The sequence below is a fragment of the Stenotrophomonas sp. genome (genome assembly GCF_032056425.1).
Taxonomy (GTDB): domain Bacteria; phylum Pseudomonadota; class Gammaproteobacteria; order Xanthomonadales; family Xanthomonadaceae; genus Stenotrophomonas.
On record NZ_DAMBCN010000016.1, the window covers coordinates 1 to 23,362 of the forward strand.

Sequence of the window (23,362 nt, forward strand, 5' to 3'; positions counted from 1 at the left end):
GTCCGCGGCATGGATGCCGCGGCCAAGCCCCCATGGACGGGTTAACGGCGTCCCCCGCGCAGCCCACCCGCCCGGCCAAGCCCATGAAGGCAGTCGACTGACAGTCGACTCTACCCAGACTCCGCCACGAGGGGCTCCGCCGTTGGCCGGACACCCCGCGACAAACCACCGCACGTGCGCAATGCCAGCGAACGGCGGACAATGGAGGCCTTGGCGGCCCGCCACGCCGCCCCTCCCGCTTTCCGCTGCAAGGAATCCCCCATGGCCGCCCACAAGTCCTCCGCTCCGCTCATTGAAGTCACCGCCCGCCCAGGCAAGCCGCTGGGCATGGCCCCGGCCACCTTCCTGCGCGATTTCTGGCAGAAGCGCCCGCTGCTGATCCGCAACGCCTTCGCCGACTTCCAGACCCCGGTGCAGCCGGAAGACCTGGCCGGGCTGGCCTGCGAAGAAGGCGTGCTGGCGCGTCTGATCCAGCATGACAAGGCCCAGGACAGCTGGCGTGTGCGCAGCGGCCCGTTCCGGGAAGACGTGTTCCCCGCCCTGCCCGACCACGACTGGACCCTGTTGGTACAGGACGTGGACAAGTGGGACAAGGACGTGCGCGCGGTGATCGAGCACTTCAGCTTCCTGCCGCGCTGGCGCATGGACGATGTGATGATCAGCTTCGCCGCCACCGGCGGCTCGGTCGGCGCCCATGTCGACCAGTACGACGTGTTCCTGCTGCAGGCCCATGGCCACCGCCGCTGGCAGATCGATGCCAGCGAATCGATCAAGGGCAAGCGCCCGCCGCTGGGCTTCCGCCCCGATGTGGAACTGAAGCTGCTGCAGGTGTTCAAGCCCACCCACGACTGGGTGCTGGCACCGGGCGACATGCTGTACCTGCCGCCGAACGTGCCGCACCACGGCGTGGCCGAAGACCCCTGCCTGACCTTCTCCTTCGGCATGCGCGCGCCGTCTTCGGCCGAGCTGATCAGCGATTACCTGGACACCCTGATCGCCGATGCCGACGAGAACATCCGCTACCAGGACCCCGACCTGAAGGTGCCGGCCGATCCCAACGAGATCGACACGGTGGCGATGGCACGGGTCATCACCGCGCTCAACGCCATCCGCATGAACGACCCGGACAAGCTGGGTGACTGGTTCGGCCGTTTCATCACCACCTACCGCGCGGCGGGCGAAGTGATGGCCCACCAGGCCGCGCCGGCACCGGAAGAAGTGGTGCAGGCCCTGGCCTCGGGCCTGCTGCTGCAGCGCCACCCGTGGGCGCGGCTGGCCTGGCGCCGGGCCAAGCGCGGTGCCAGCCTGTATGTCAGTGGCCAGGATTTCGCCCTGCCGGTGAAGGATGCGCAGCGCCTGGCCGGCGCCGAGCAGCTCGACGCGGCCGCCTATCGCGGCCTGTCCGACAAGGGCCGCGCCGTACTGCAGCAGCTGCTGGTCGGCGGTGTGTTCCAGCTGATCGACCCGAATGAGGTCTACGCCGATGAGGACGAGGACGACGTGCTGGGCGAAGTGGTGGAAGGCCACGACCAGGTGGCCGAACTGGACGACGAGGTGGTGTCCGATGATGTCCACACCGTGACCGTGCGCGACGACGGGATCGAAGTCATTGTCAACTTCGATGACCACGACGAAGACGACAGCGACGATGGTCGCGCCTGAGCCATGGCCATGATCCGGGTCCAGCAGGTCAGCCACGCCGATGCCCACGTTGCCATCCACGACGTGCGGCAGCGGGTGTTCGTGCAGGAACAGGGCATCGCGGCGGATCTGGAGCGCGACGCGCTGGACCCGGTCAGCGCCCATGTGCTGGCCTTGGACGCCGATGGCCAGCCGGTCGGCACCGGGCGCCTGGCCCCGGACGGCCGTATCGGCCGCATGGCCGTGCTGGCCAGCCACCGCAACCAGGGCGTCGGCGAGGCCCTGCTGGAGGCGCTGGTGCAGGCCGGGCGCGGCCTCGGCCTGGCCGATCTGCACCTGCACGCGCAGCTGCCGGCGCGTGACTTCTATGCACGCCTGGGCTTCCTGCCCGAGGGCGAGGTGTTCGAAGAGGCCGGCATCGGCCACCAGCAGATGCGCCGCCGGCTGGGCGTGGCCACCGCCATCGACAGCCGCGCCGAGGCGGTGGCCATCACCACCGCCATCATCCACCGCGCCCGCCGCCAGCTCTGGCTGCACAGCCGCCAGCTGGACCCGGGTCTGTTGGATGCGCCGCCGGTGCAGGCGGCCCTGCGCCGCTTCGCCACGGCCCGCCACGACAAGCAGCTGCGGGTGATCGTGCACGACGCTGCCGCGATTGCCAGTGCCGGGGCACCGCTGCTGGCGCTGTATCAGCGCCTGCCCAGCGTGATCCAGTTCCGCGAAGTGAGCGATCCGGTCGACCGCGCGCTGGCCTCGGCCTGCCTGGTCAACGATGCGGGCGACTTCTACTTTCGTCTTATCGGCCACCGCCTCGACGGCGAGGCAGCGATCGCCCTGCCTGCACGTTCACAGCCGTTTGAGCAGCAATTGCAGCGCGTCTGGGACCGTTCGCGCGAATGCAGCGAACTGCGCGCCCTGGGCATCTGACACGGCCCGCGCGGACAAACCTGTCTGGCACCGACACCGCGGCGCGCGCAATGCCGCCGTTGCTGCCCCATCCCGTGCGGATGGGGGTACAATTTGGCTGTTTGAACGCGCCCGTGCAGGGCTATTCATTTTCCTGCAGGGTCCTTCTGAAGCCATACCCCACAAAGCGAATCAACACCCTCCATCGTGGACAATCAACTGAAGCAGTTTGCGCAATCTTCGCAACTCGCCGGCGGCAACGCCTCCTATGTCGAGGACCTGTACGAGCAGTACCTGGTCTCCCCGGATAGTGTCGATCCCAAATGGAAGACCTACTTCGACGGCTTCAAGGGCCGCGAAGCAGGCGACATTCCGCACTCGGCCGTCATCTCCCACATTGCGGACGCGGCCAAGGATGCGCTGAAAGCCGGCACCGGCAGCGGTGCGGGCGACGAGCGTGAGCGCAATGTCGGTCGTCTGATCACCGCCTACCGTTCGCGCGGCCATCTCGATGCCCGCCTGGACCCGCTGGGCCTGACCAAGCCGGTCAACACTCCGGACCTGGGCCTGCCCTTCCACAGCCTGTCCGATGGCGATCTGAACAGCGAGTTCAGCACCGGCGGCGTGGGCGGCCAGCCGCGCATGAAGCTGCGCGACCTGCTGGCACGCCTGAAGGCGACCTACACCGGCTCGATCGGTGCGGAGTTCATGCACATCTCCGAGGTCGAGCAGCGCCAGTGGATCTACAAGAAGCTGGAACTGGCCGGTGGCAACTACCAGCTGGACGCTGACACCCAGCGCCGCACCCTGGAGCGCCTGACCGCTGCCGAAGGCCTGGAACGCTACCTGCACACCAAGTACGTCGGCCAGAAGCGCTTCTCGCTGGAAGGCGGCGACTCGCTGATCCCGATGATGGACACCATCATCCGCAGCGCCGGCAAGGATGGCGTCAAGGACGTGGTGGTCGGCATGGCCCACCGTGGCCGCCTGAACGTGCTGGTCAACACCCTGGGCAAGAACCCACGCAAGCTGTTCGACGAATTCGAAGGCAAGTTCGAGCACGACGAGCACGCCTCGGCCGGTGACGTGAAGTACCACATGGGCTTCTCGGCCGACGTGGCCACCGAAGGCGGCCCGGTGCACCTGGCGCTGGCGTTCAACCCGTCGCACCTGGAAATCGCTGACCCGGTCGTGGCCGGTTCCGTGCGTTCGCGCCAGGAGCGCCGCAAGGACACCGCGCGCAAGCAGGTCATGCCGATCCTGATCCACGGCGACGCGGCCTTCTCCGGCCAGGGCGTGGTCATGGAACTGTTCCAGATGTCGCAGGCCCGCGGCTTCGCCGTTGGCGGCACCGTGCACATCGTGGTCAACAACCAGGTCGGTTTCACCACCTCCAACCCGCAGGACACGCGCTCCACGCGCTATGCCACCGACGTGGCGAAGATGATCGCCGCTCCGGTGCTGCACGTGAACGGCGATGACCCGGAAGCGGTGGTGTTCGCTGCACAGCTGGCCTTCGAGTTCCGCCAGAAGTTCGCCAAGGACGTGGTCATCGACCTGATGTGCTACCGCCGTTGGGGCCACAACGAGGCCGACGAACCGGCGATCACCCAGCCGCTGATGTACCAGGTGATCCGCAAGCACCCGACCACCCGCGAGATGTACGCCGAGCAGCTGGAAAAGGCAGGCGTGATCGCCGCCGGCGCCGGCAAGGCGATGGTCGATGCATACCGCGACAAGCTGGACGCCGGTGAAGTCACCACCGAGCTGGCCAAGGTCGAGAAGACCCCGCCGACCAGCCCGCTGTTCGTTGATTGGCCGAAGCTGCTGGAAGGCAAGCTGTCCGATCCGATCTCGACCAAGGTCGAGAAGAACAGGCTGGTCGAGCTGGCCAAGCTGATCAACACCATCCCCGAAGACGTGCAGCTGCACTCGCGCGTGGCCAAGGTCTACGACGACCGTCGCAAGATGGCCGCCGGCGAGATCCCGGGCGACTGGGGCTTTGCCGAGAACCTGGCCTACGCCACCCTGCTCGACGAAGGCAAAGCCCTGCGCCTGGTCGGCCAGGACGTGGGCCGCGGTACGTTCACCCACCGCCATGCGATCCTGCACGATCAGAAGACCGACAACTACTACATGCCGTTGCGGCAGCTGGTGGATTCGCCGGAAAAGGCCACCGTCATCGATTCGCTGCTGAGCGAAGAAGCGGTGATGGCCTACGAGTACGGCTTCTCCACCACCGACCCGAACACCCTGTGCATCTGGGAAGGCCAGTTCGGTGACTTCGCCAACGGCGCGCAGGTGGTCATCGACCAGTTCATCGCCGCCGGTGAAGCCAAGTGGGGCCGCATTTCCGGCCTGACCCTGCTGCTGCCGCACGGCTATGAAGGTCAGGGCCCGGAACACAGCTCGGCGCGCCTGGAGCGCTTCCTGCAGCTGTGCGCGCTGGAAAACATGCTGGTCGTGGTGCCGTCCACCCCGGCCCAGGCCTTCCACATGCTGCGCCGCCAGCTGCACCTGACCACCCGCAAGCCGCTGGTGGTGATGTCGCCCAAGTCGCTCCTGCGCCACAAGCTGGCCGTGTCGACCCTGGACGAACTGGCCAATGGCGAGTTCCAGCACCTGATCGGCGATGCCAATGCCGATGCCAAGAAGGTCAAGCGCGTGGTGCTGTGCTCGGGCAAGGTCTACTACGACCTGCTGGAAGACCAGACCAAGCGTGGCCAGGACGACGTGGCCATCATCCGCGTGGAACAGCTGTATCCGTTCCCGCGCGCGCTGCTGGCCGCCGAGCTGCAGAAGTACGGCAACGCCACCGACGTGGTGTGGACGCAGGAAGAACCGCAGAACCAGGGTGCGTGGTACCAGATCCGCCACCACCTGCAGTTCTGCCTGGCCGATGGCCAGAACCTGCACTACGCCGGTCGCGCGCGTTCGGCTTCGCCGGCTGCCGGCCACATGGCTGACCACGTCCGCGAACAGCAGCAGCTGGTCGCCGACGCACTGGTCAACCCGTTCAACGACCAGGTCGCTGAATAACTCCTCCCCCTATTTAGAAGACAAACCAGGAAGCTCCCGCAATGGCCACCGAAGTCAAAGCCCCGGTACTGCCCGAATCCGTCGCCGACGGCACCATCGCCACCTGGCACAAGAAGGTGGGCGACGCCGTCAAGCGCGACGAAAACCTGCTTGACCTGGAAACCGACAAGGTCGTCCTGGAAGTGCCGTCGCCGGTCGATGGCGTGATCAAGGAAATCAAGTTCAAGGAAGGCGACACCGTCACCTCCAGCCAGGTCGTGGCGATCATCGAAGAAGGCGCCGTGGCCGCTGCCCCGGCCCCGGCCGCTGAAGCCGCTCCGGCTGCAGCCGCTGCCCCGGCTGCTGCCGCTCCGGCCGCCGCTGCTGCACCGGCCCCGGCTGCCAAGTCGGCGGCCGACAGCCTGCCCCCGGGCGCCCGCTTCACCGCCATCACCGAAGGCGTGAACCCGGCCGACGTGGACGGCACCGGCCGTCGCGGCGCGGTCACCAAGGAAGACATCGTCAACTTCGCCCGCAACGGCGGCGCCGGCAAGGCCGGTGGCGCACGTCCGGAAGAACGCGTGCCGATGACCCGCATCCGCAAGCGCATCGCCGAACGCCTGATGGAGTCGAAGAACTCCACCGCCATGCTGACCACCTTCAACGAAGTCGACCTGTCCAAGGTGTCGGCTGCGCGCAAGGAACTGCAGGACGAGTTCGTCAAGGCCCACGGCATCAAGCTGGGCTTCATGAGCTTCTTCGTGAAGGCCGCGGCCAACGCCCTGCAGCGCTTCCCGCTGGTCAACGCCTCCATCGACGGCGACGACATCATCTACCACGGCTACTCGGACATCTCGATCGCCGTGTCGACCGAGAAGGGCCTGGTGACCCCGGTGCTGCGCAACGTCGAGCGCATGTCCTTCGCCGACATCGAAAAGACCATTGCCGACTACGCCAAGAAGGCGCGTGACGGCAAGCTGGGCCTGGACGAACTGCAGGGCGGCACCTTCACCGTCACCAACGGCGGCACCTTCGGTTCGCTGCTGTCGACCCCGATCATCAACCCGCCGCAGAGCGCCATCCTGGGCATGCACGCCATCAAGGAGCGTCCGATCGCCCAGAACGGCCAGGTCGTGATCGCGCCGATGATGTACCTGGCGCTGTCCTACGACCACCGCATCATCGATGGCAAGGACTCGGTGCAGTTCCTGGTGGACATCAAGAACCAGCTGGAAAACCCGGGCCGCATGCTGTTCGGCCTGTAAGAGACCTCCCGCCCCTCCGCGCCTGCGCGGAGGGGTTCTGGTATAGCAACAAGGAATAATTCAATGGCTGAACAATTCGACGTCGTCGTCATCGGTGCCGGCCCGGCCGGTTACCACGCGGCCATCCGCGCCGCACAGCTGGGCCTGAAGACCGCCTGCATCGACGCAGCGCTGGGCAAGGACGGCAAGCCGGCCCTGGGCGGCACCTGCCTGCGCGTGGGCTGCATCCCGTCCAAGGCGCTGCTGGATTCCTCGCGCCAGTTCTGGAACATGGGCCACATCTTTGGCGACCACGGCATCAGCTTCAAGGACGCCAAGATCGACGTCGAAGCGATGGTTGGCCGCAAGGACAAGATCGTCAAGCAGTTCACCGGCGGCATCGGCATGCTGTTCAAGGCCAACAAGGTCGCCGCCTATTACGGCTTCGGCGAACTGCAGCCGGGCAACGTGGTCAAGGTCACCCAGCATGACGGTTCCATCGTCGAGCTGAAGGGCACCAACGTGATCATCGCCGCCGGTTCGGATTCGATCGAACTGCCGTTCGCCAAGTTCGACGGCGAGACCATCGTCGACAACGTCGGCGGCCTGGACTTCACCGAAGTGCCGAACCGCTTGGCCGTGATCGGCGCCGGCGTGATCGGCCTGGAGCTGGGCAGCGTGTGGAAGCGCCTGGGCGCTGAAGTCACCATCCTGGAAGCACTGCCGGAGTTCCTGGCCGTGGCCGACGCCGAAGTGGCCAAGACCGCTGCCAAGGAATTCAAGAAGCAGGGGCTGGACATCCGCCTCGGTGCCAAGGTCTCCAAGACCGAGATCACCGGCAAGGGCAAGAAGAAGGAAGTCGTTGTCACCTACACCGACAGCGAAGGCGAAAAGACCCTGACCGTGGACAAGCTGCTGGTGGCCGTCGGCCGTCGCGCCGCCACCAAGGGCCTGCTGGCCGAAGGCACCGGTGTGAAGATCAACGATCGCGGCCAGATCGAAGTCGACGCGCACTGCCACACCGGCGTTGACGGCGTGTGGGCGGTCGGCGACTGCGTGCGCGGCCCGATGCTGGCGCACAAGGGCTTCGAAGAAGGCATCGCGGTGGCTGAGCTGATCGCCGGCCTGCCGGGCCACGTCAACTTCGACACCATCCCGTGGGTCATCTACACCGAGCCGGAACTGGCATGGGTCGGCAAGACCGAAGCCCAGCTGAAAGCCGAAGGCATTCCGTACAAGGCCGGCAGCTTCCCGTTCGCCGCCAACGGCCGTGCCGTGGCGATGATCGAGCCGGCAGGCTTCGTGAAGATCCTGGCCCACGCCGAGACCGACCGCATCCTTGGCATGCATCTGGTCGGCGCCAACGTCTCCGAGCTGGTGCACGAAGGTGTGCTTACCATGGAGTTCAGCGGCTCGGCCGATGACCTGGCCCGCATCTGCCACGCCCACCCGTCGCTGTCGGAGGTGATCCACGACGCGGCCATGGCGGTCAGCAAGCGGGCCATTCACAAGGCAAACTGATCGTTCGTCTTCGGCGTGGGTGCCGACCGTTGGTCGGCACTGAACTGCGCACAAAAAACCCCGCTTCGGCGGGGTTTTTTGTGCGCGCGACACAGCCAGCTCAACAACTCTGCAGCGCCATCCAGGTCTGCGACAGATCGCGTGCGGCCAGGTCCTGGCGGCGGATCCAGAAATACAGCATCCCCGAGTCGCCCCACATTGCATCATCATCGGCCGAGTCCAGCTGCAGCAGCAGCTGCCACTGCTCGCGTTGGCGCTCCAACGCCGGCCTGGACGGATCCTTGTATGCCGTGCCGTCACCGCACGACAGGCCATGGGTGACAAGCTGCGCTTCCATCTGCATGTCGCCCTGCACGTTGTGCGCAGGACCGCCCAGCGCATGCAGCGGTTGGCCCGCGCCCGCATGGTGGGCCGCCACAGCATCGGTCAGCTCGAAATAGGCGTCTTCGCGGTCTTCATCCCAGGTCAGGCCGTGTTGTGCCATCCACGCGCCATGGCGGCGCCCTCGGCCGATTCCCGGTGCGGCAGGCGCAGGCCGGGCTCAAAGGCCAACGCCGACGGCACCAGCGCGAGTGCCTCATCGGGCGGCGGCCGACGCGCTACCAGGGTGTCGGCGTCAAACGGGCGCGAACCCCAGGCTGGGCCGCAGCAGCGCGGACAGTGCATCGGCCTCGGCCGCCAGGCCGTGCTGCGTACACAGTTCGTTGAACCAGGGGGCGGCGGTTTCCATGTACAACGTCCATGTTGTTGGGGCGCCCCGTCTAGAGCGGGAGACCAGCCTTCACCACTGCGGCGCCTGCGCCTTGACGCCTGCCGGCCGCGGCCAGATGATCGTGGCGCACACTCACGGACGACGATGCCATGCAATGGATGCCCCTCGGCCGCAGTGCCCGCACCACAGCAGCGCTGCTGGCCGTGCTGGCGGCACTGCCATCCTGCACTGCCGAAACCCTCGAAGGCGACTACAGCAGGGCGTCGGTGCAGCCCGTCGAGGTGAGCCCGGTGGGATCCAATCAGATCAGGATCCGCTACAGCATGCCGGGCGAAACCCTGTTCTACTCGCCCGGCGTTGATTTCAGGTCTGCCGACGGCACCCTGCAGGTCGCCATCCGCCGCTGTGGCATCAGGGACAGCGCATGCAAGGCGATGGCCAAGGGCACCTCGCCCGAGAGCGACCCTTGGCGGCCCGAAGCCGTGCTGCCCTACCGCGGCGAAAAGATCATGATGATGTACCGCGATGGCCAGCAGCAGGTCGTGCCTGCAGCGCCCCCGCGATGACGTAGCCCGTCGCCCGCCCGGCGTTACCCCTGCCTTGCAGGCGAGGCCGGCTTGGGCGCCTCGTCACAGACGCGGTGCTTGACCACCGTGCCCCCCACCTTCCATTGCTTGACCACCCGGCAGGACGCCTTGGGCTCGCGCGCCTTGCTGGACGTGGCCCCCGCGGCATTCGCTTCGTCCGCAGCGGCCGACTGCTGCCGCTCCAGCCACGCCAAGGTGGGCGTCGGCGGCGGCGGCGGCGGTTCGGCCAGGGCCGGGCCTGCCAGCAAGGCGAGGCCGAGCATCAGCAGCGCCCTCATGCCGCCGCCGCCCGGCCGCCCAGCAGCCGCGCCGGCAGCATGAACAGCGCGCGCAGGAAGGCAAACACGGCCGAGAAGGTGATGCCGACCAGGCGGAACGGCAGGCTCAGCAGCCAGACCAGCGGCCACAGCAGCAGGGCCAGGATCGCCAGCGGCCAGCACAGCACGAACAGCAGGCACCACACGCCCAGCGCGAACAGCGTCTTCATGACAGGTCTCCCACGGCGGCACCGTGCCGCCTGGGATCACCTTGGCGCCCTGCCCGCCCAGCCGCAAAGGGTTTGCGACGAAACCGGGCTGGGGCTGACGAAACCGGGAAAATCCGCCGGGCGTGGCCCGGCGCTACCGCAACGCCCGCAGGCGCTATTCGAACGAACCGACCGAATCGTGGGACAGGTTGTCGAAGCGGGTGTATTCGCCGAAGAACTTCAGCTTGCACGAACCGGTGGGGCCACCACGGTGCTTGCCGATGATGATCTCGGCCAGGCCCTTGTCCGGCGAATTTTCCTTGTTGTAGTAATCGTCGCGGTAGATGAACACGATCATGTCCGCGTCCTGTTCGATTGCGCCCGATTCGCGCAGGTCGGCCATCACCGGGCGCTTGTCGGTACGCGTTTCCAGCGAGCGATTGAGCTGGGACAACGCGATCACCGGCACGTTCAGTTCCTTGGCCAGGCCCTTCAGCGAACGCGAGATTTCCGAAATTTCGGTCGCGCGGTTTTCGCTGTTGCCCGGCACGCTCATCAGCTGCAGGTAGTCGATCACGATCAGGCCCAGGTCGTGCTCGCGCTTCAGGCGGCGGCACTTGGAGCGCAGGATCTCCGGCGACACGCCGGGCGTATCGTCGATGAAGATCTTGGTTTCCTTCAGCATCTTGATCGCGCTGGTAACCCGGCTCCAGTCCTCGTCTTCCAGCTGGCCGGTACGCAGGCGCGAGGCGTTGATGCGGCCATTGGAGGAAATCAGGCGCATTGCCAGCTGCGATGCGGACATTTCCATCGAGAACACCGCCACGCCCTTCTTCGACTTAATCGCCGCATACTCGGCGATGTTCAGCGCGAAGGTGGTCTTGCCCATCGCCGGGCGCGCGGCCAGGATGATCAGGTCGGTCGGCTGCAGGCCGGCGGTCATCGCATCAAAGTCGGTGTAGCCGGTCGGCAGGCCGGTGATGTTGCCGCCGTTCTCGAAGCGGTTGCGCAGCTCTTCGAACGCGTCTTTCAGTGCGCCGGGCATCGCCACGAAATCGGTGCGGCCGCGCGCGCCCTGTTCGGCAATGGCGAACACGCTTTTTTCCGCCGACGCCAGCAGCTCACTGCTGTCGCGACCTTCCGGCTGGAAACCGTCGTTGACGATATCGGTACCGACCTGGATCAGCTGCCGCAGCACCGCCTTGTCGCGCACGATCTCGGCGTAGGCCACGATGTTGGCCGCCGACGGCGTGGTGCTGGCCAGTTCGATCAGGTAGGCACCATCGCCGACCAGCTCCATCCTGCCCTGCGACTCGAACCACTCGCCCAGGGTGACCGCATCGAACGGACGCTCGCGCTCGGACAGCTCGCGGATCGCCCGGTAGATCATCTGGTGATCGCGGCGATAGAAGTCGGTTTCGTTCAGCTGGTCGTTGACCCGGTCATAGGCTTCCGGCGCCAGCATCAGGCCGCCCAGCACCGCCTGCTCGGCTTCCACCGAATGCGGCGGCACGCGCAGCTGGTCGATGCGCGAATCGTCGCGATCGCGATCAAAGCCATCGCCGCGCTCTTTGCGGTTGGAACGGAAGCCGGAACGGGCGGACATGCTGCGGTGTTTCCTGCGAAAGTGGGCCGGGCCAGTGTAGGCATGGGCCGACACAGGCGACCATGGACAAATCTGTGGATAAGCCGTGGACGAACAGGGGGTATCTGCCGTGGTGCAACGCGGCTGCCCAGGCTGAGCGGGTCATTATCGCATGGGGTCGGGGGTCAGAGCCCGCCGCAAGGGGTCGGATCCCTCTGCACAGCAGAGGGCTCTGACCCCGATCGGGGCGTCAACCGCCCTTGGCGTGCACCGCAATCAATTGCAGGAACCGGTCCACATAGCCCTGCAGGAACGTCTGCGTGCCCTCGTTGTGAATTGCACCTTCCGCATCGATCAGCCCCTCCTTGAAATGGATGAAGGCCTCGGGCTGGCCGAGCACCTGCATGTCCAGATAGGCCAGGATGTTGCGCAGGTGCTGTTGCGCCAACGCGGTGCCGATGGCGCCGATGGAGGCGCCGATCACCGCCGCCGGCTTGCCAGCGAACGCACTGTCGCCATACGGCCGTGAGCCGAGATCAATGGCGTTCTTCAGCACGCCCGGCACCGAGCGGTTGTATTCGGGGGTGACGAACAGCACGGCATCGGCCGCACGCACCTGCTCCTTCAGCCGCGTGCCCTGCGCCGGGTAGCTGCCATCGAAGTCCTGGTTGTACAGCGGCAGATCGTCGATCTGCACGTACTGGAAGCGCGCGCGATCGCCGGCCAGTTTCTGCAGCGCGCGGGCGAGCTTGCGGTTGCAGGAATCCTTGCGAAGGCTGCCGACGAACACGGCGATGGTGGGTACAGGCATGGCGGCACACTCCTGGCGGGGAAAGGGCCAGCCTAGCGGCCGGCCCGATGCGCCCCGGTGAAGATCAGCCGCGTGCCACGCCCGCCCGCACCTGCCGCCAGTGGTCCTGCCAGGCCTGGAACATCAGCACGTTCCACAGGTGGGTATGCCACTTGCGCTGGCCGCCCAGGAACTGCTGCCACAGCGGCTGCACCGCCGCCGCCGACAGCACGCCCTCGCGTTCCAGCCGCGCCGGCTGCAGCAGATCGTCGGCCCAGGGCCGCAGATCGCCCTTCAGCCAGTCGCTCACCGGCGCGCCAAAGCCGCGCTTGGGCCGGTGCACCATGCCCTGCGGCACGTAGCGGCCCAGCACGCGCTTGAGCAGCACCTTGCTGGTGTCCTGGCTGCGCTTGAAGGACAAAGGCAGCGACCAGGCGAACTCGGCCACCCGCCAATCCAGCAGCGGTGCCCGCGCCTCCAGGCTGACCGCCATCGAGGTGCGGTCCACCTTGCACAGCAGATCGTCAGGCAGGTAAGTCACGAAGTCGGCCAGCATCATCGCGTCGGCCGGGGTGCCGGCACCGTGCAGCGGGTCGGCCAGGTCGTAGAAGCTGCCGGCCTCGCGTGCGCCGATCACCGCCGCTGCCGGATCGCGCCAGCGCGAAATGCGGTTGCGGTACACATCGCCGATGCCGCGCGCGCCGGTTTCGGCCAGCAGCGCGGCCAGCCCGCCGGTGCGCGAGGCCTCGCCCTGCTGGTGCGCACGCGCGCCCATCCAGCGCCGCAGCGGCGCGGGCACGCGCCCCAGCATCTGCCAGTTGCGCAGCGCGCGCACGTAGCGCATGTAGCCAAAGAACAGTTCGTCGCCACCGTCGCCGGACAGCGCCACGGTCACGCCCTGCCGTGCCAGCCGCGCAACCAGTGCGGTCGGCACCTGCGAGGCATCGGCGAAGGGTTCATCGAACATGGCCGGCAACTGCGGCACCACCGCCAGCGCATCGGCGCCGCTCACGTACAGTTCGGTGTGGTCGCAGCCCAGGTGGGTGGCCAGTTCCCGCGCCAGCGGCGCCTCGTCGTGGTGCGAACCGGTGAAGCCGATGCTGAAGCTGTGCACCGGCGTGGCGCTCTGCGCCTGCATCAGCGCGGCCACCAGCGAGGAGTCGGTGCCGCCTGACAGGAACACGCCCACCGGCACGTCGGCCACCATGCGCAGCGACACCGCGTCACGCAGCAGACCATCGAGCTGTTCTTCGGCCTCGTCGATGCTGCCCTGGAACGGCGCGGCCAGCGCCGACTGCATGCGCGCACGCGCATCCCAGTACGGCCGCTGCGCCTGTTCGGGGCGATGTGCGCCTGCGCCAGCGGCCACGGTCTCGGCATCCAGCCGCAGCACGCGCCCGGGCATCAACTTGAAGCAGCGCTGGTGGATGCTGTGCGGGGCCGGAATATAGTCCAGGCGCAACAGCAGGGTCAGCGCGTCACGGTCGATGTCGTTGTCGAATTCCGGGTGCTGCCACAGCGCCTTCAGTTCCGAGCCGAACACCAGCGTGTTACCGGCCCAGCCGTAGTACAGCGGCTTCTTGCCCACCCGGTCGCGGGCCAGCCACAGGCACTGCTGCTGGCGGTCCCACAGGGCGATGGCGAACATGCCGTTGGCGCGCTGCAGGGTGTCTTCCACGCCCCACTGCAGCACTGCCGCCAGCAGCACCTCGGTATCGGAATGTCCGCGGAAGGTGTGCCCCAGCGGTTCCAGCTCGGCACGCAGCGTGGCGAAGTTGTAGACCTCGCCGTTGTAGGCCATCACATAGCGGCCATCGCTGGACGCCATCGGCTGGTGCCCCAGCGGCGACAGGTCCAGGATGCTCAGCCGCCGGTGGGCCAGGGCAATACCGGCCGCCGCATCCACCCAGGTGCCACCGTCATCGGGCCCACGGTGGTGCAGCGCCTGGCCCATGGCCAGCGCCTGCGCCTGCAGCTGCTCGGCCGGGGCCTGCGCCGCCGGCAACAACAATCCCGCCAATCCACACATGCATCAGGGTTCCTGCGCCAGGTCCAGGGCGGCGCCAACCACTGCATTGTCGCTTGGAAGCCCGAACATTGCTGCCCCCGCCAGCGGGGTGTAGGTATCGGCACCGCAGACCCGGCGCAGCGGCAGGTGCCCCAGGCCGGCCTCGACCAGCGCGGTCACCACCCCCTCGCCCACCCCGCCACTGTGACGGCCCTCGTCCAGCACCAGCACCCGTCGCGCATCGGCGGCCTGGGCGGCAATGAATGCCGCCGGCAGCGGCACCAGCCAGCGCAGATCGACCACCCGCACCTGCCAGCCCAGCTGCTGCTCGATGCTGCGCGCTGCGCGCAGGGCCATCGGTACGCCATTGCCGTAGGTGATCACCAGCAGGTCCTGCGCCTCCGGCGCGTAGACGCGGCCTTCGCCGGGCACCAGCGCCTGGCCCGGTGGCGGGTAGTCGAACAGCCACTGGCCATCACCGGGGGCGTGCAGGTCCTTGGTCATGTACAGCGCGATCGGCTCCAGGAACACGGTGACCCGTCCATCCACCCGCGCCAGCGCGGCCAGCGTGCGCAGCATCATCGCCGCATCGTCGCCACGCGAGGGGCAGCCGACCACCAGCCCGGGGATGTCACGCAGGGCGGTAATGGAGTTGTCGTTGTGGAAGTGGCCGCCAAAGCCCTTCTGGTAGCCCAGTCCGGCCACCCGCACCAGCATCGGGTTGCGGAACTGGTCGTTGGAGAAGAACTGCAGCGAACAGGCTTCACCGCGCAGCTGGTCGATGGCGTTGTGCAGGTAGGCCAGGTACTGGATTTCCGGGATCGGCAGCAGGCCCAGGTTGGCCAGCCCCTGGGCCATGCCCAGGATCATGGTTTCATCCAGCAGCGTGTTGAACACCCGGCGCGGCCCGAAGCGGCGCAGCAGATCGCGGGTGACCGTGTAGACACCGCCCTTCTGCGCCACGTCCTCGCCGAACAGCAGCGCCTGTGGGTACTTGCCCAGCAGCTCCTGCAGCGCCTGGTTGATCTGCACCGCCAAGTGCCGTGGCGGCTGCAGCTCGGGCAGGTGCTGTGCGCCGCCGTACATCGACTCGCGCAGCTCCGGCGCCAGCACCCGCTCGGCCTCGGCCTTCACCGCCGCCGGCGAATACGGCGCCAGCGGGGCCAGCACCTCATCCAGCGATTGCAGCTTGGGCCGCGTATCGGCCTGCTGGGCCGCTGCCAGGCAGCGCGCGCGCAGGTCTTCGTAGGCCTGCTCGATCTGCGCGGCGCTCATCCAGCCCGATTCCAGCGCAATCTGCGCCGAGCGCAGCAGCGGGTCCTGCGCTTCGGCCGCACACAGGTCGGCCAGCGCACGCCATTCCACTTCGAAATCGGTGCCGGCGTGGCCCATCAGCCGCGTCGTGCGCAGGTGCAGGAAGGTCGGCCGCCGCGTGCGCCGGCAGTGCTCCACCGCCGCCTGCACCTGGCTGTGGCCAGCGGCCAGGTCCAGGCCATCGGCAAAAAAGTAGTCCAGCCCGGGCTGGCGGCTGAACCGTTCGGCGATCCAGCCTTCCGGCGTCTTCACCGAAATGCCCAGGCCGTTGTCCTCGCAGACGAACAGCACCGGTACCGGCAGTTTCTGGTAGGCCGCCCACATGGCGGTGTTGAACGCGGTCTGCGCGGTGGCGTGGTTGGCCGAGGCATCACCGAAGGAACACAGCACCAGACTGTCGGCGGGAATGGGCAGGGGCTGGCCCAGCCGCTTGCCGCTTTCGATGGCCAGCGCCGTGCCGACCGCCTTCGGCAGGTGCGAGGCGATGGTGGAGGTCTGCGGCAGTACCCACAGCGGCCGACTGCCCCAGACCTTGTGCCGCCCGCCGCTGGCCGGGTCTTCGGCGCTGGCGGCGAAGGACAGCGCCGCGTCACGCAAGGGATCCAGGCCGGGCACGTGCCGCGAACGCTCGACCATGAACGCCCCGGACCGGTAATGCAGGAAGGCCGGATCGGTGTGCCGGCAGGCCCGCGCCAGCAGCGCATTGCCCTCATGCCCGGACGAACCGATGGTGTAGAAGACCTTGTTCTGCACGCGCAGCACGCGCGCCATCAGGTCCAGTTGGCGGCTGGCCAGCTGTGAATCGAACAGCTCGCCGAACGCAGCGGCGCCCAGGCCGCTGCCAGGCAGGATCGGCGCATCCGGCGCCGGGCGCGGCCGCGCAACGCCGCGCCAGCCACGCACGGCTTCAAGGAAATTGACGTCGCACACCTCGGCGCGGTTGAGCGCGCGCATGCGTGCGGGAATCGGATCTGGAACGACTGCGAACATCGAACACCCTCCGTGTCGTTGCTGCATTCCGCCGGGCATGGCCCGGCGCTACCGTGCCGGGCACGCGACCCTGCTTACGCGTGTGCGTCCAGGCGTGCCTGTACCTCGGCGGTGACCGCCGGCATGGGCACGAAGCGCGGTTGCTCGCGCACCCGCTGCAGCCAGCCACGCACTTCCGGGAACGGCTGCAGGCGGATGCCACCGTCTTCGGCCACATGGGTGTAGGCAAACAGCGCAATATCGGCAATGCCGTAATGGCTGCCGGTGAACCACGGGGCCTGCCGCAGATGCTGCTCCATCACCGCCAGCGCATGCTGCGCGCGTTCGTGCAGGCGCGGCAGCTCGGCACGGCGCGGCGAATCTTCCGCGGTCCAGCCGCGGATGAAGCGCGCCACCGCGATGCAGGGCTCATGGGTGTACTGCTCGAAGAACATCCATCTCAGCGCCTGCGCGCGCTCCCAGCCATCTGCCGGCAGGTAAGGCGTGCCTTCGGCCAGCCAGAACAGGATCGCATTGGATTCGGTCAGCACGCGGCCGTCATCGCGCACGATCAACGGCACTTTGGCATTGGGGTTGAGCGCCAGGAACTCCGGCGTGTGGGTCTGGCCATGGGCGCTGTCCACTTCCACCCAGCGGTAGCGGCTGCCCAGCTGCTCCAGCAGCAACCGAACCTTGTGGCAGTTGCCGGAAACCGACATGCCATGCACCGTCAACGGAACGCGTTCTTCCACCATTGCCTGCTCCAGCGAATCCCGGCCGACGGCCGGCTGGGTGCAGTCTGGCAACTGCCGCCAGCGCTGCCAAGCGCGGATGCAGCATCGCCGCGCAGGCCGTCACACCATCAGCGGGGGCGCTGCTCCCACTGCGCACGAGACTGCCCCCAGATCTGCAGTGGCGGGCCCTGGTACGGCGGCGGCAACTGGCCCATGCGCAGCAGCTGGCTGCCCAGCTTGCGCGCCACGGCCCTGGATTTTTCGTTGTCCTGGGCAATGGTATGGATCACCTCCTGCCAGTCCTGCGTGGCGAAGGCCCAGTCGATGGCTGCCACCGCCGCTTCCGGCGCATAACCCTGACCCCAACTGGCGCGGCGGATGCTCCAGCCCACCTCCGGGCCGGGCCAGCCCAGCGGCTGCCAGGGGCCCATGCGGCCGACCCACTCCCCGCTGGCTTTTTCGATCACGCTGAACATCGAGTACCCGAACAACTGCCAGGCGCCGGCCAGGCTGCAGAAGCTGCGCCAGGCCACCGACGGTGGCTGCACCCCGCCCAGGCTGCGCATCGTTTCTTCATCGGCACAGAACGCCAGGTAGGGTTCCAGATCCTGCGCCTGCGGCGGACGCAGGATCAGCCGCTCGGTTTCGATGCGCAGATCGAAGATGCTCATGCCGGTTCCTCTGCCAGACCATGGCCGGACATCATCGTCGATACCAGCCCGGAGTCCAGCGTCGGAAACGAAACAGGCCGGCAGATGCCGGCCTGTCCGATACCCGCTGCGCTGCGTGCGTTACTGGCGGTTGGCGGCCGTATCGCCCGCTGCGGCGGTCTGTGTGACCAGCTGGCCATCGACCACCGGCAGGCGATCGCTGGCCGGCTTGTTGTCCATGCGCACGGTCTTTTCGGCACCGTCGTAGCGGTAGGTCACGTTGTAACCCTTCACCACGTCGTTGGTGCCCATGGCAATGCGGTTGCCCGGCTTGCTGGCCATGCGCATGGTGCCGGTGGTGCCGTCTTCATTGCGGTAAGTCACGTTGTAACCGGTCACCCGGCTGGATTCAGAGGTGGCCGTTTCGGTGTGGCACTGGCGCTCGGTGCGGTTCACCACGCGGCCGCCCACGTGGCGCTTGTCCACCTGGTTGCCGATGAAGCCACCGGCCACGGCACCGGCGGCCGTAGCGGCCTTCTTGCCGTTGCCACCGCCCACCTGGTTGCCCAGCAGGCCGCCGACCACTGCGCCGACCACGGTGCCACCGACGTTGCCATCACGCTCGGGCAGGCGCTCCTGCACCACGACGTCCTGGCAGACTTCGTGCGGGGTCTGGGTGGTGGAGGTCTCGCGCACCGCATCGGTGCCGATGACCGTGGCGTAGGCCTTCTGCTTTTCGGTGATCGGATCGACCTTCAGCACATCGGCGTACTCCAGGCCACGCGGCGCGCTCGGGTCGAGCGTATCGGTGCGCGCACCGTCATCGGCCACGCTGCCATCGGCCAGGCGGGATTCCGCCGACGGCTGGGCCGAACCGGCCACGTCGGCCGATGAGCCGCTCTTCATGAAGGCGGCGGTGGCGATACCACCGACCAGCAGTGCGCCTGCTGCGACCAGGACCGTTGTAGTTGTGCTTTTCATGACCTGCTCCCTGCGGACGATCCGCAACGTTCTTGGTACAGATTGCAGCACGGCAAGCCTGAACGGAATCTCCACATTTCCTGCTCACTGCCGTAACCCATTCAGCCTCTGGAAATGCTGCGCCCGTGGTAGCGTTTGCACATTCCCCATCTGGATTCCAGTCATGGCCAACCCGATGCTGCTGCCGGTTCTGCAATGGGCACGCCGGCTGCGCTACCCCACCCTGTTCAAGCTGACTGCCGGCCTGTTTGCCATCACCTTCTTCATCCCCGACCCGATTCCGTTCGTGGATGAGCTGCTGCTGGGCCTGGGCACGCTGCTGCTGGCCAACTGGAAGCAGCGCGGCGCGGCCGTGCCACCGCCGTTGCAGCAGGGTTGAGCGTGCTGATCGACAGCCATTGCCACCTGGATGCCAGCGAATTCGACCCCGACCGCGATGCGGTGATCGCGCGCGCGCAGGCGGCCGGCGTGCAGGCCCAGGTCGTGCCGGCGGTTACTGCGGCCAGCTGGCCGAAGCTGCGCCAGGTCTGCCAGCAGGCGCCAGGGCTGTACCCGGCGTACGGCCTCCACCCGATGTTCCTGGCCACGCATCGCCCCGCGCACCTGCAGCAGCTGCGCGACTGGATCGAGCGCGAGCGCCCGTGTGCGATCGGCGAATGCGGCCTGGATTACTTCGTGGGCGATCTGGATGTGCAGGCCCAGCAGGACTATTTCGTCGGCCAGTTGCAGCTGGCGCGGGAGTTCGACCTGCCGGTGATCGTGCACGCGCGCAAGGCAGTGGATGCGGTGATCGCGGCGATCCGCCGCATCGGCGGTCTGCGCGGGGTGGTGCACAGCTTCTCCGGCAGCCCGGAACAGGCCGTGCAGCTGCATAAGCAGGGCTTTCTGCTGGGGCTTGGCGGGCCGCTGACCCATGAGCGCGCGCAGCGCCTGCACCGGCTGGTGCGCGACATGCCTTTGGAACAGCTGCTGTTGGAAACCGATGCACCCGACCAGCCCGACGCCGGCATCCGCGGTCAGCGCAATGAGCCGGCGCGGTTGGCGATCATTGCCCGCCACGTGGCCGCGCTGCGCGGGCTGGAGGTGGACGCGGTGGCCTGGGCGACCGCCGACAACGCCCGGCGGTTGTTCAACCTGCCCGAGGTGTGACCCGTCGCCGGGCATGGCCCGGCGCTACCGGTCCTGCGCGGCGCCTGCTTCGACCTTCGCCTTCTTCGGTTCCAGCAGCATTTCCAGCGCCTTGCCCACAGCAGCGAACGCGAAGGCACCGGTGATGTGGGTGGCTGCGCCCAGGCCGGCACCACAATCCAGTTTCAACGCCGCATCGGCGCCCAGGTTCGGGCGCAGGCCGCAGACGCTGCCATCGGCCTGCGGGTACTTCACGTTTTCCAGCGAATACACCGCCGGCACGCCGAAGTAGCGCTTGGCGTTCTTGGGGAAGTTGAACTCGCTGCGCAGCTTCTTGCGGATCAGCGCCAGCATGGCGTCATGCTCGGTGCGCGAGACATCGCGGATGCGCACCAAGGTGGGGTCGGTGCGGCCGCCGGCCGCGCCCACGGTCAGCAGCGGCAGCTTGCGGCGGCGGCACCAGGCAATGGTTTCCACCTTCACCCGGAAGCTGTCGCAGGCGTCGATGACCAGATCGAAGCCGCGGTCCAGCAGTTCGGCCATGTTGCCAGTGGTCAGGAACGCCTCCACCGCATCCACGTCGATCTGCGGATTGATGGCGCGGCAGCGCTCGGCCATCGCCACCGATTTGTTGCGCCCGTAGTTGCCTTCCATGGCCGGCAACTGGCGGTTGGTGTTGGACACGCAGATATCGTCGGCATCGATCAGGGTCAGGTGCCCCACTGCCGAACGCGCCAGCGCTTCGACCACCCAGGAGCCGACCCCGCCCATGCCCACCACCGCCACGCGGCTGCCCTGCAGGCGCTCGAGCGCACCCACGCCATACAGCCGCTCAATGCCGGCGAAGCGTTCTTTGACCTGTTCGTTCATCCGGCTATTTTAACGTGCAGGCACCGCTCGCCGCAGCGCGCCGGAACCGAACCCACCGTTGCATGCCCGGAGTGCCCGCATGAGTGCCAGCCCGTCCCCCGGCCAGACCACGGCCTATCGCTACCTGTTCGTACTGGCGCTGGGCCTGCTGATCGGCCTGCTGGCAACCGTGATGGTGGGCCGCGCCCTGCAGGCGCGCCAGGATCCATTCCCCGTCAGCCTGATGCAGGTCATGCAGCGGCAGTCGCACCTGCTGCAGCAGGCCCAGCAGCAGAACCGCTGCAGCCTGGGTGACAGCGTGCCGCGCCTGCAGGCCTTGCGCCTGTTGTCCAACGATCTGGACCTGGCCTTCCCGCAACTGCAGCACGACCGCCGCTTCCAGGCCCATGCCAGTGCGTACCGCGGCAGGCTCAACGAGGCGCTGGCAGCGCCGCCCGATGATTGCGCCGCTCTGGGTCAGCTGGCGCAGGCCGTGCAGGACGACTGCCGCGCGTGCCATCAGGATTTCCGCTGATTCATCTTCCAGCCGGAATGGACCGTCGTGGTTGGCACCTCGTTCACGTGTGAAAGCGGACGATTCCAGCCACCCTGCTGCATGACGCAGTACCACCCGCATCCGCCTTCACGGCCAGGAGACGCCCCATGAAGATCCAGCTCATCGCTGCCGCCACCATTGCCACCCTTGCGCTGGCAGGCTGCGCCACCTCGCCCGGCTACGGCGGCGGCGGTTACAACAATGGCTACAACAACGGCGGCTACGGCAACAACTCCGGCTACAACCAGGGCCGCTGCGCGGACTGCGGCATCGTCACCCGCATCAACACGGTCGCCTCCGGCCGCACCGCCCCGGCCGCCACCGGCGCCATCCTGGGTGGCCTGGTCGGCGCCGTGGCCGGCCATGAGATTTCCGACCACACCGGCGGCAGCCGCGGCAACAAGAACATCGCCGCCGCCGCGGGCGCGGTCGGTGGTGCACTGGCCGGCAACCAGATCCAGAAGAACGTGACCAGCGATACCTACGACATCACCGTGCGCATGGATGATGGCCGCACCGTCGTGGTCAACCAGCGCGACCTGGCCGGTATCCGCGAAAACACCTACGTGCGCGTGGTCAACGGCCGGGTGATCCTGCGCTGACCTGCGCCGGGCCCCTGGCAAGGAAAAAGGCCCGCTTGCGCGGGCCTTTTTCGTTCAACGCGATGCGTTCCGGTCAGACCGGCTGCACGGCATCGGCCTGCAGGCCCTTCTGGCCCTGCACGACGGTGAAGGTGACCTTCTGGCCTTCCTTCAGGCTCTTGAAGCCCTGGGTCTGGATGGCACGGAAGTGCACGAACACATCTTCGCCGTTTTCACGACTGATGAAGCCGAAGCCCTTCGCATCGTTGAACCACTTTACGGTACCGGTCTCGCGATCAGACATCTCACTCACTCCCTGGTGACTCTCTCTTGTTGTTGGATACGCCTGGTTGGGCGGCTGACAAGCAAGGGGGAAGCGAGGTGCAACGATGCAGCGGATCGGAAAGATCTTGCTTCATCAGGCCACGATCCACGGTGACCTTGCCAAGCTCAGCGACTGCAACTTAACCCGACCAAAACGAAAAAGCAACTGGCAAAATCCTTAACTGTCAACCCCAAAAAGCCCACCATACGGAGCAGCATGGACCTCTCATTCATCTTGTATCTGCTAGCGGTCATTTCTGTCCTGATTGGACTGGCCGGCATCGTGCTGCCGGCCCTGCCCGGTGTACCGCTGGTCTTCCTGGGCCTGTTGCTGGCGGCCTGGGCTGACGGCTTCGCCCATGTGGGCTGGCCGACGCTGGTCATCCTGGCCGTGCTGACCTTGCTGTCGCTGCTGGTCGACGTGCTGGCCACCGTGGTCGGTGCGCAACGGGTGGGCGCCAGCCGCAAGGCGTTGTGGGGCACCTTCGTGGGCAGCATCGTAGGGCTGTTCTTCATGCCCATCGGCTTGTTCGCCGGTCCCCTGGTCGGCGCCCTGCTGGGCGAGTACTGGCACAGCCGTGAACTGGGCCGCTCCACCAAGGTGGGCCTGGCCACGTGGCTGGGCATCCTGCTGGGCCTGGCCCTGAAGCTGGCGCTGGTGATTGCCATGCTGGGGCTGTTCGCGTTCGCCTGGTTCCTGTAGCGGCCCTCGCCTTCACGCCCCACGCACGCCGGTGCCGGGTATGAATCGAAGGGGCTGGCCGCAGCTGCGGGCAGCCGCCACACTGTGCATCCACC

General features: G+C 67.2%; 23 protein-coding genes. 11 read left to right on the plus strand and 12 right to left on the minus strand.

Annotation, left to right across the window (positions count from 1 at the left end; all coding sequences use genetic code 11):
- Positions 1 to 261 precede the first annotated feature (261 nt).
- From RTY46_RS11695 to lpdA, 5 genes are all read left to right on the plus strand, one after another.
- Positions 262 to 1,662, plus strand: coding sequence for a cupin domain-containing protein (locus RTY46_RS11695; protein ID WP_312708532.1), 1,401 nt, complete (start codon positions 262 to 264; stop codon positions 1,660 to 1,662).
- A gap of 9 nt (positions 1,663 to 1,671) precedes the next feature.
- A complete protein-coding gene (locus RTY46_RS11700; RefSeq protein WP_312708534.1) occupies positions 1,672 to 2,568 on the plus strand; it encodes a GNAT family N-acetyltransferase in 897 nt (298 codons plus the stop codon).
- Positions 2,569 to 2,754: 186 nt separating this feature from the next.
- Positions 2,755 to 5,586: a 2-oxoglutarate dehydrogenase E1 component gene (locus RTY46_RS11705; protein WP_312708535.1), complete on the plus strand. Its 2,832-nt coding sequence runs from the start codon at positions 2,755 to 2,757 to the stop codon at positions 5,584 to 5,586.
- Between the two features lie 41 nt (positions 5,587 to 5,627).
- Positions 5,628 to 6,830, plus strand: a complete 1,203-nt coding sequence (sucB, locus tag RTY46_RS11710; protein ID WP_108750050.1) for a dihydrolipoyllysine-residue succinyltransferase — start codon at positions 5,628 to 5,630, stop codon at positions 6,828 to 6,830.
- Between the two features lie 63 nt (positions 6,831 to 6,893).
- The gene (gene lpdA, locus RTY46_RS11715; protein ID WP_108753561.1) at positions 6,894 to 8,330 is read left to right on the plus strand and encodes a dihydrolipoyl dehydrogenase; all 1,437 of its coding nucleotides are present in this window, start codon (positions 6,894 to 6,896) and stop codon (positions 8,328 to 8,330) included.
- Positions 8,331 to 8,430: 100 nt separating this feature from the next.
- Here lpdA and RTY46_RS11720 read toward each other — a convergent pair whose 3' ends face one another.
- Positions 8,431 to 8,814 carry a DUF1963 domain-containing protein gene (locus RTY46_RS11720; protein WP_312708536.1) on the minus strand — a complete coding sequence of 128 codons (384 nt, stop codon included), beginning with the start codon at positions 8,812 to 8,814 and terminating at the stop codon, positions 8,431 to 8,433.
- A gap of 377 nt (positions 8,815 to 9,191) precedes the next feature.
- Here RTY46_RS11720 and RTY46_RS11725 point away from each other — a divergent pair, with 377 nt between their 5' ends.
- Positions 9,192 to 9,608, plus strand: coding sequence for a hypothetical protein (locus tag RTY46_RS11725; RefSeq protein ID WP_312708537.1), 417 nt, complete (start codon positions 9,192 to 9,194; stop codon positions 9,606 to 9,608).
- A 23-nt stretch (positions 9,609 to 9,631) separates the two neighbouring features.
- On the opposite strand, the gene RTY46_RS11730 is transcribed toward RTY46_RS11725, so the two are convergent.
- From RTY46_RS11730 to RTY46_RS11770, 9 genes are all read right to left on the minus strand, one after another.
- Entirely contained in the window at positions 9,632 to 9,907 is a 276-nt protein-coding gene (locus RTY46_RS11730; RefSeq protein ID WP_312708538.1) for a hypothetical protein, read from the minus strand.
- On the minus strand, positions 9,904 to 10,116 hold the full coding sequence (locus tag RTY46_RS11735) for a hypothetical protein (RefSeq protein WP_312708539.1): 213 nt from the start codon (positions 10,114 to 10,116) through the stop codon (positions 9,904 to 9,906). The genes RTY46_RS11730 and RTY46_RS11735 overlap by 4 nt, the downstream gene beginning before the upstream one ends.
- Before the next feature lie 154 nt (positions 10,117 to 10,270).
- The gene (locus RTY46_RS11740) at positions 10,271 to 11,701 is read right to left on the minus strand and encodes a replicative DNA helicase (RefSeq protein WP_312708541.1); all 1,431 of its coding nucleotides are present in this window, start codon (positions 11,699 to 11,701) and stop codon (positions 10,271 to 10,273) included.
- Positions 11,702 to 11,930: 229 nt separating this feature from the next.
- Positions 11,931 to 12,491, minus strand: coding sequence for an NAD(P)H-dependent oxidoreductase (locus tag RTY46_RS11745; RefSeq protein ID WP_312708542.1), 561 nt, complete (start codon positions 12,489 to 12,491; stop codon positions 11,931 to 11,933).
- 64 nt (positions 12,492 to 12,555) lie between these two features.
- Positions 12,556 to 14,499, minus strand: a complete 1,944-nt coding sequence (asnB, locus tag RTY46_RS11750; protein WP_312708543.1) for an asparagine synthase (glutamine-hydrolyzing) — start codon at positions 14,497 to 14,499, stop codon at positions 12,556 to 12,558.
- A 3-nt stretch (positions 14,500 to 14,502) separates the two neighbouring features.
- Positions 14,503 to 16,782, minus strand: coding sequence for a thiamine pyrophosphate-dependent enzyme (locus RTY46_RS11755; protein WP_312708545.1), 2,280 nt, complete (start codon positions 16,780 to 16,782; stop codon positions 14,503 to 14,505).
- Positions 16,783 to 16,856: 74 nt separating this feature from the next.
- Positions 16,857 to 17,516, minus strand: coding sequence for a glutathione S-transferase family protein (locus RTY46_RS11760; protein ID WP_312708547.1), 660 nt, complete (start codon positions 17,514 to 17,516; stop codon positions 16,857 to 16,859).
- Positions 17,517 to 17,623: 107 nt separating this feature from the next.
- A complete protein-coding gene (locus RTY46_RS11765; protein ID WP_312708549.1) occupies positions 17,624 to 18,166 on the minus strand; it encodes a GNAT family N-acetyltransferase in 543 nt (180 codons plus the stop codon).
- A 120-nt stretch (positions 18,167 to 18,286) separates the two neighbouring features.
- Positions 18,287 to 19,126, minus strand: a complete 840-nt coding sequence (locus RTY46_RS11770; protein WP_312708550.1) for a glycine zipper 2TM domain-containing protein — start codon at positions 19,124 to 19,126, stop codon at positions 18,287 to 18,289.
- Positions 19,127 to 19,289: 163 nt separating this feature from the next.
- Here RTY46_RS11770 and RTY46_RS11775 point away from each other — a divergent pair, with 163 nt between their 5' ends.
- Positions 19,290 to 19,505, plus strand: a complete 216-nt coding sequence (locus tag RTY46_RS11775) for a DUF6116 family protein (protein WP_108750061.1) — start codon at positions 19,290 to 19,292, stop codon at positions 19,503 to 19,505.
- On the plus strand, positions 19,502 to 20,275 hold the full coding sequence (locus tag RTY46_RS11780; RefSeq protein ID WP_312708552.1) for a TatD family hydrolase: 774 nt from the start codon (positions 19,502 to 19,504) through the stop codon (positions 20,273 to 20,275). Before RTY46_RS11775 ends, RTY46_RS11780 begins: the two co-directional genes overlap by 4 nt.
- Positions 20,276 to 20,299: 24 nt before the next feature.
- Here RTY46_RS11780 and RTY46_RS11785 read toward each other — a convergent pair whose 3' ends face one another.
- A complete protein-coding gene (locus RTY46_RS11785) occupies positions 20,300 to 21,124 on the minus strand; it encodes a tRNA threonylcarbamoyladenosine dehydratase (RefSeq protein WP_312708553.1) in 825 nt (274 codons plus the stop codon).
- Positions 21,125 to 21,203: 79 nt separating this feature from the next.
- On the opposite strand from RTY46_RS11785, the gene RTY46_RS11790 reads away from it, so the two are divergent.
- Together RTY46_RS11790 and RTY46_RS11795 are read left to right on the plus strand one after the other, a co-directional pair.
- Complete coding sequence (locus RTY46_RS11790; protein ID WP_312708554.1) at positions 21,204 to 21,638, plus strand: hypothetical protein; 435 nt, start codon at positions 21,204 to 21,206, stop codon at positions 21,636 to 21,638.
- A gap of 128 nt (positions 21,639 to 21,766) precedes the next feature.
- On the plus strand, positions 21,767 to 22,261 hold the full coding sequence (locus RTY46_RS11795; RefSeq protein ID WP_108750065.1) for a glycine zipper 2TM domain-containing protein: 495 nt from the start codon (positions 21,767 to 21,769) through the stop codon (positions 22,259 to 22,261).
- A gap of 73 nt (positions 22,262 to 22,334) precedes the next feature.
- Here the strand turns inward: RTY46_RS11795 and RTY46_RS11800 are convergent, their stop codons facing one another.
- On the minus strand, positions 22,335 to 22,544 hold the full coding sequence (locus RTY46_RS11800; RefSeq protein ID WP_108765608.1) for a cold-shock protein: 210 nt from the start codon (positions 22,542 to 22,544) through the stop codon (positions 22,335 to 22,337).
- 237 nt (positions 22,545 to 22,781) lie between these two features.
- Between RTY46_RS11800 and RTY46_RS11805 the strand changes: the two genes are divergently transcribed.
- On the plus strand, positions 22,782 to 23,267 hold the full coding sequence (locus RTY46_RS11805; RefSeq protein WP_312708555.1) for a DUF456 domain-containing protein: 486 nt from the start codon (positions 22,782 to 22,784) through the stop codon (positions 23,265 to 23,267).
- Positions 23,268 to 23,362 lie beyond the last annotated feature (95 nt).

Bases quoted from the DNA above. Each gene is read 5' to 3' on its own strand.
- RTY46_RS11805 (WP_312708555.1), top strand. From the start codon at position 22,782: ATGGACCTCTCATTCATCTTGTATCTGCTAGCGGTCATTTCTGTCCTG.
- RTY46_RS11790 (WP_312708554.1), top strand. From the start codon at position 21,204: ATGAGTGCCAGCCCGTCCCCCGGCCAGACCACGGCCTATCGCTACCTG.
- RTY46_RS11700 (WP_312708534.1), top strand. From the start codon at position 1,672: ATGATCCGGGTCCAGCAGGTCAGCCACGCCGATGCCCACGTTGCCATC.
- asnB (WP_312708543.1), bottom strand. From the start codon at position 14,499: ATGTGTGGATTGGCGGGATTGTTGTTGCCGGCGGCGCAGGCCCCGGCC.
- RTY46_RS11800 (WP_108765608.1), bottom strand. From the start codon at position 22,544: ATGTCTGATCGCGAGACCGGTACCGTAAAGTGGTTCAACGATGCGAAG.
- RTY46_RS11740 (WP_312708541.1), bottom strand. From the start codon at position 11,701: ATGTCCGCCCGTTCCGGCTTCCGTTCCAACCGCAAAGAGCGCGGCGAT.
- lpdA (WP_108753561.1), top strand. From the start codon at position 6,894: ATGGCTGAACAATTCGACGTCGTCGTCATCGGTGCCGGCCCGGCCGGT.
- RTY46_RS11770 (WP_312708550.1), bottom strand. From the start codon at position 19,126: ATGAAAAGCACAACTACAACGGTCCTGGTCGCAGCAGGCGCACTGCTG.
- RTY46_RS11765 (WP_312708549.1), bottom strand. From the start codon at position 18,166: ATGAGCATCTTCGATCTGCGCATCGAAACCGAGCGGCTGATCCTGCGT.
- RTY46_RS11735 (WP_312708539.1), bottom strand. From the start codon at position 10,116: ATGAAGACGCTGTTCGCGCTGGGCGTGTGGTGCCTGCTGTTCGTGCTG.
- RTY46_RS11760 (WP_312708547.1), bottom strand. From the start codon at position 17,516: ATGGTGGAAGAACGCGTTCCGTTGACGGTGCATGGCATGTCGGTTTCC.
- RTY46_RS11695 (WP_312708532.1), top strand. From the start codon at position 262: ATGGCCGCCCACAAGTCCTCCGCTCCGCTCATTGAAGTCACCGCCCGC.
- RTY46_RS11785 (WP_312708553.1), bottom strand. From the start codon at position 21,124: ATGAACGAACAGGTCAAAGAACGCTTCGCCGGCATTGAGCGGCTGTAT.
- RTY46_RS11730 (WP_312708538.1), bottom strand. From the start codon at position 9,907: ATGAGGGCGCTGCTGATGCTCGGCCTCGCCTTGCTGGCAGGCCCGGCC.
- RTY46_RS11775 (WP_108750061.1), top strand. From the start codon at position 19,290: ATGGCCAACCCGATGCTGCTGCCGGTTCTGCAATGGGCACGCCGGCTG.
- RTY46_RS11795 (WP_108750065.1), top strand. From the start codon at position 21,767: ATGAAGATCCAGCTCATCGCTGCCGCCACCATTGCCACCCTTGCGCTG.
- RTY46_RS11720 (WP_312708536.1), bottom strand. From the start codon at position 8,814: ATGGCACAACACGGCCTGACCTGGGATGAAGACCGCGAAGACGCCTAT.
- RTY46_RS11755 (WP_312708545.1), bottom strand. From the start codon at position 16,782: ATGTTCGCAGTCGTTCCAGATCCGATTCCCGCACGCATGCGCGCGCTC.
- sucB (WP_108750050.1), top strand. From the start codon at position 5,628: ATGGCCACCGAAGTCAAAGCCCCGGTACTGCCCGAATCCGTCGCCGAC.
- RTY46_RS11725 (WP_312708537.1), top strand. From the start codon at position 9,192: ATGCAATGGATGCCCCTCGGCCGCAGTGCCCGCACCACAGCAGCGCTG.
- RTY46_RS11745 (WP_312708542.1), bottom strand. From the start codon at position 12,491: ATGCCTGTACCCACCATCGCCGTGTTCGTCGGCAGCCTTCGCAAGGAT.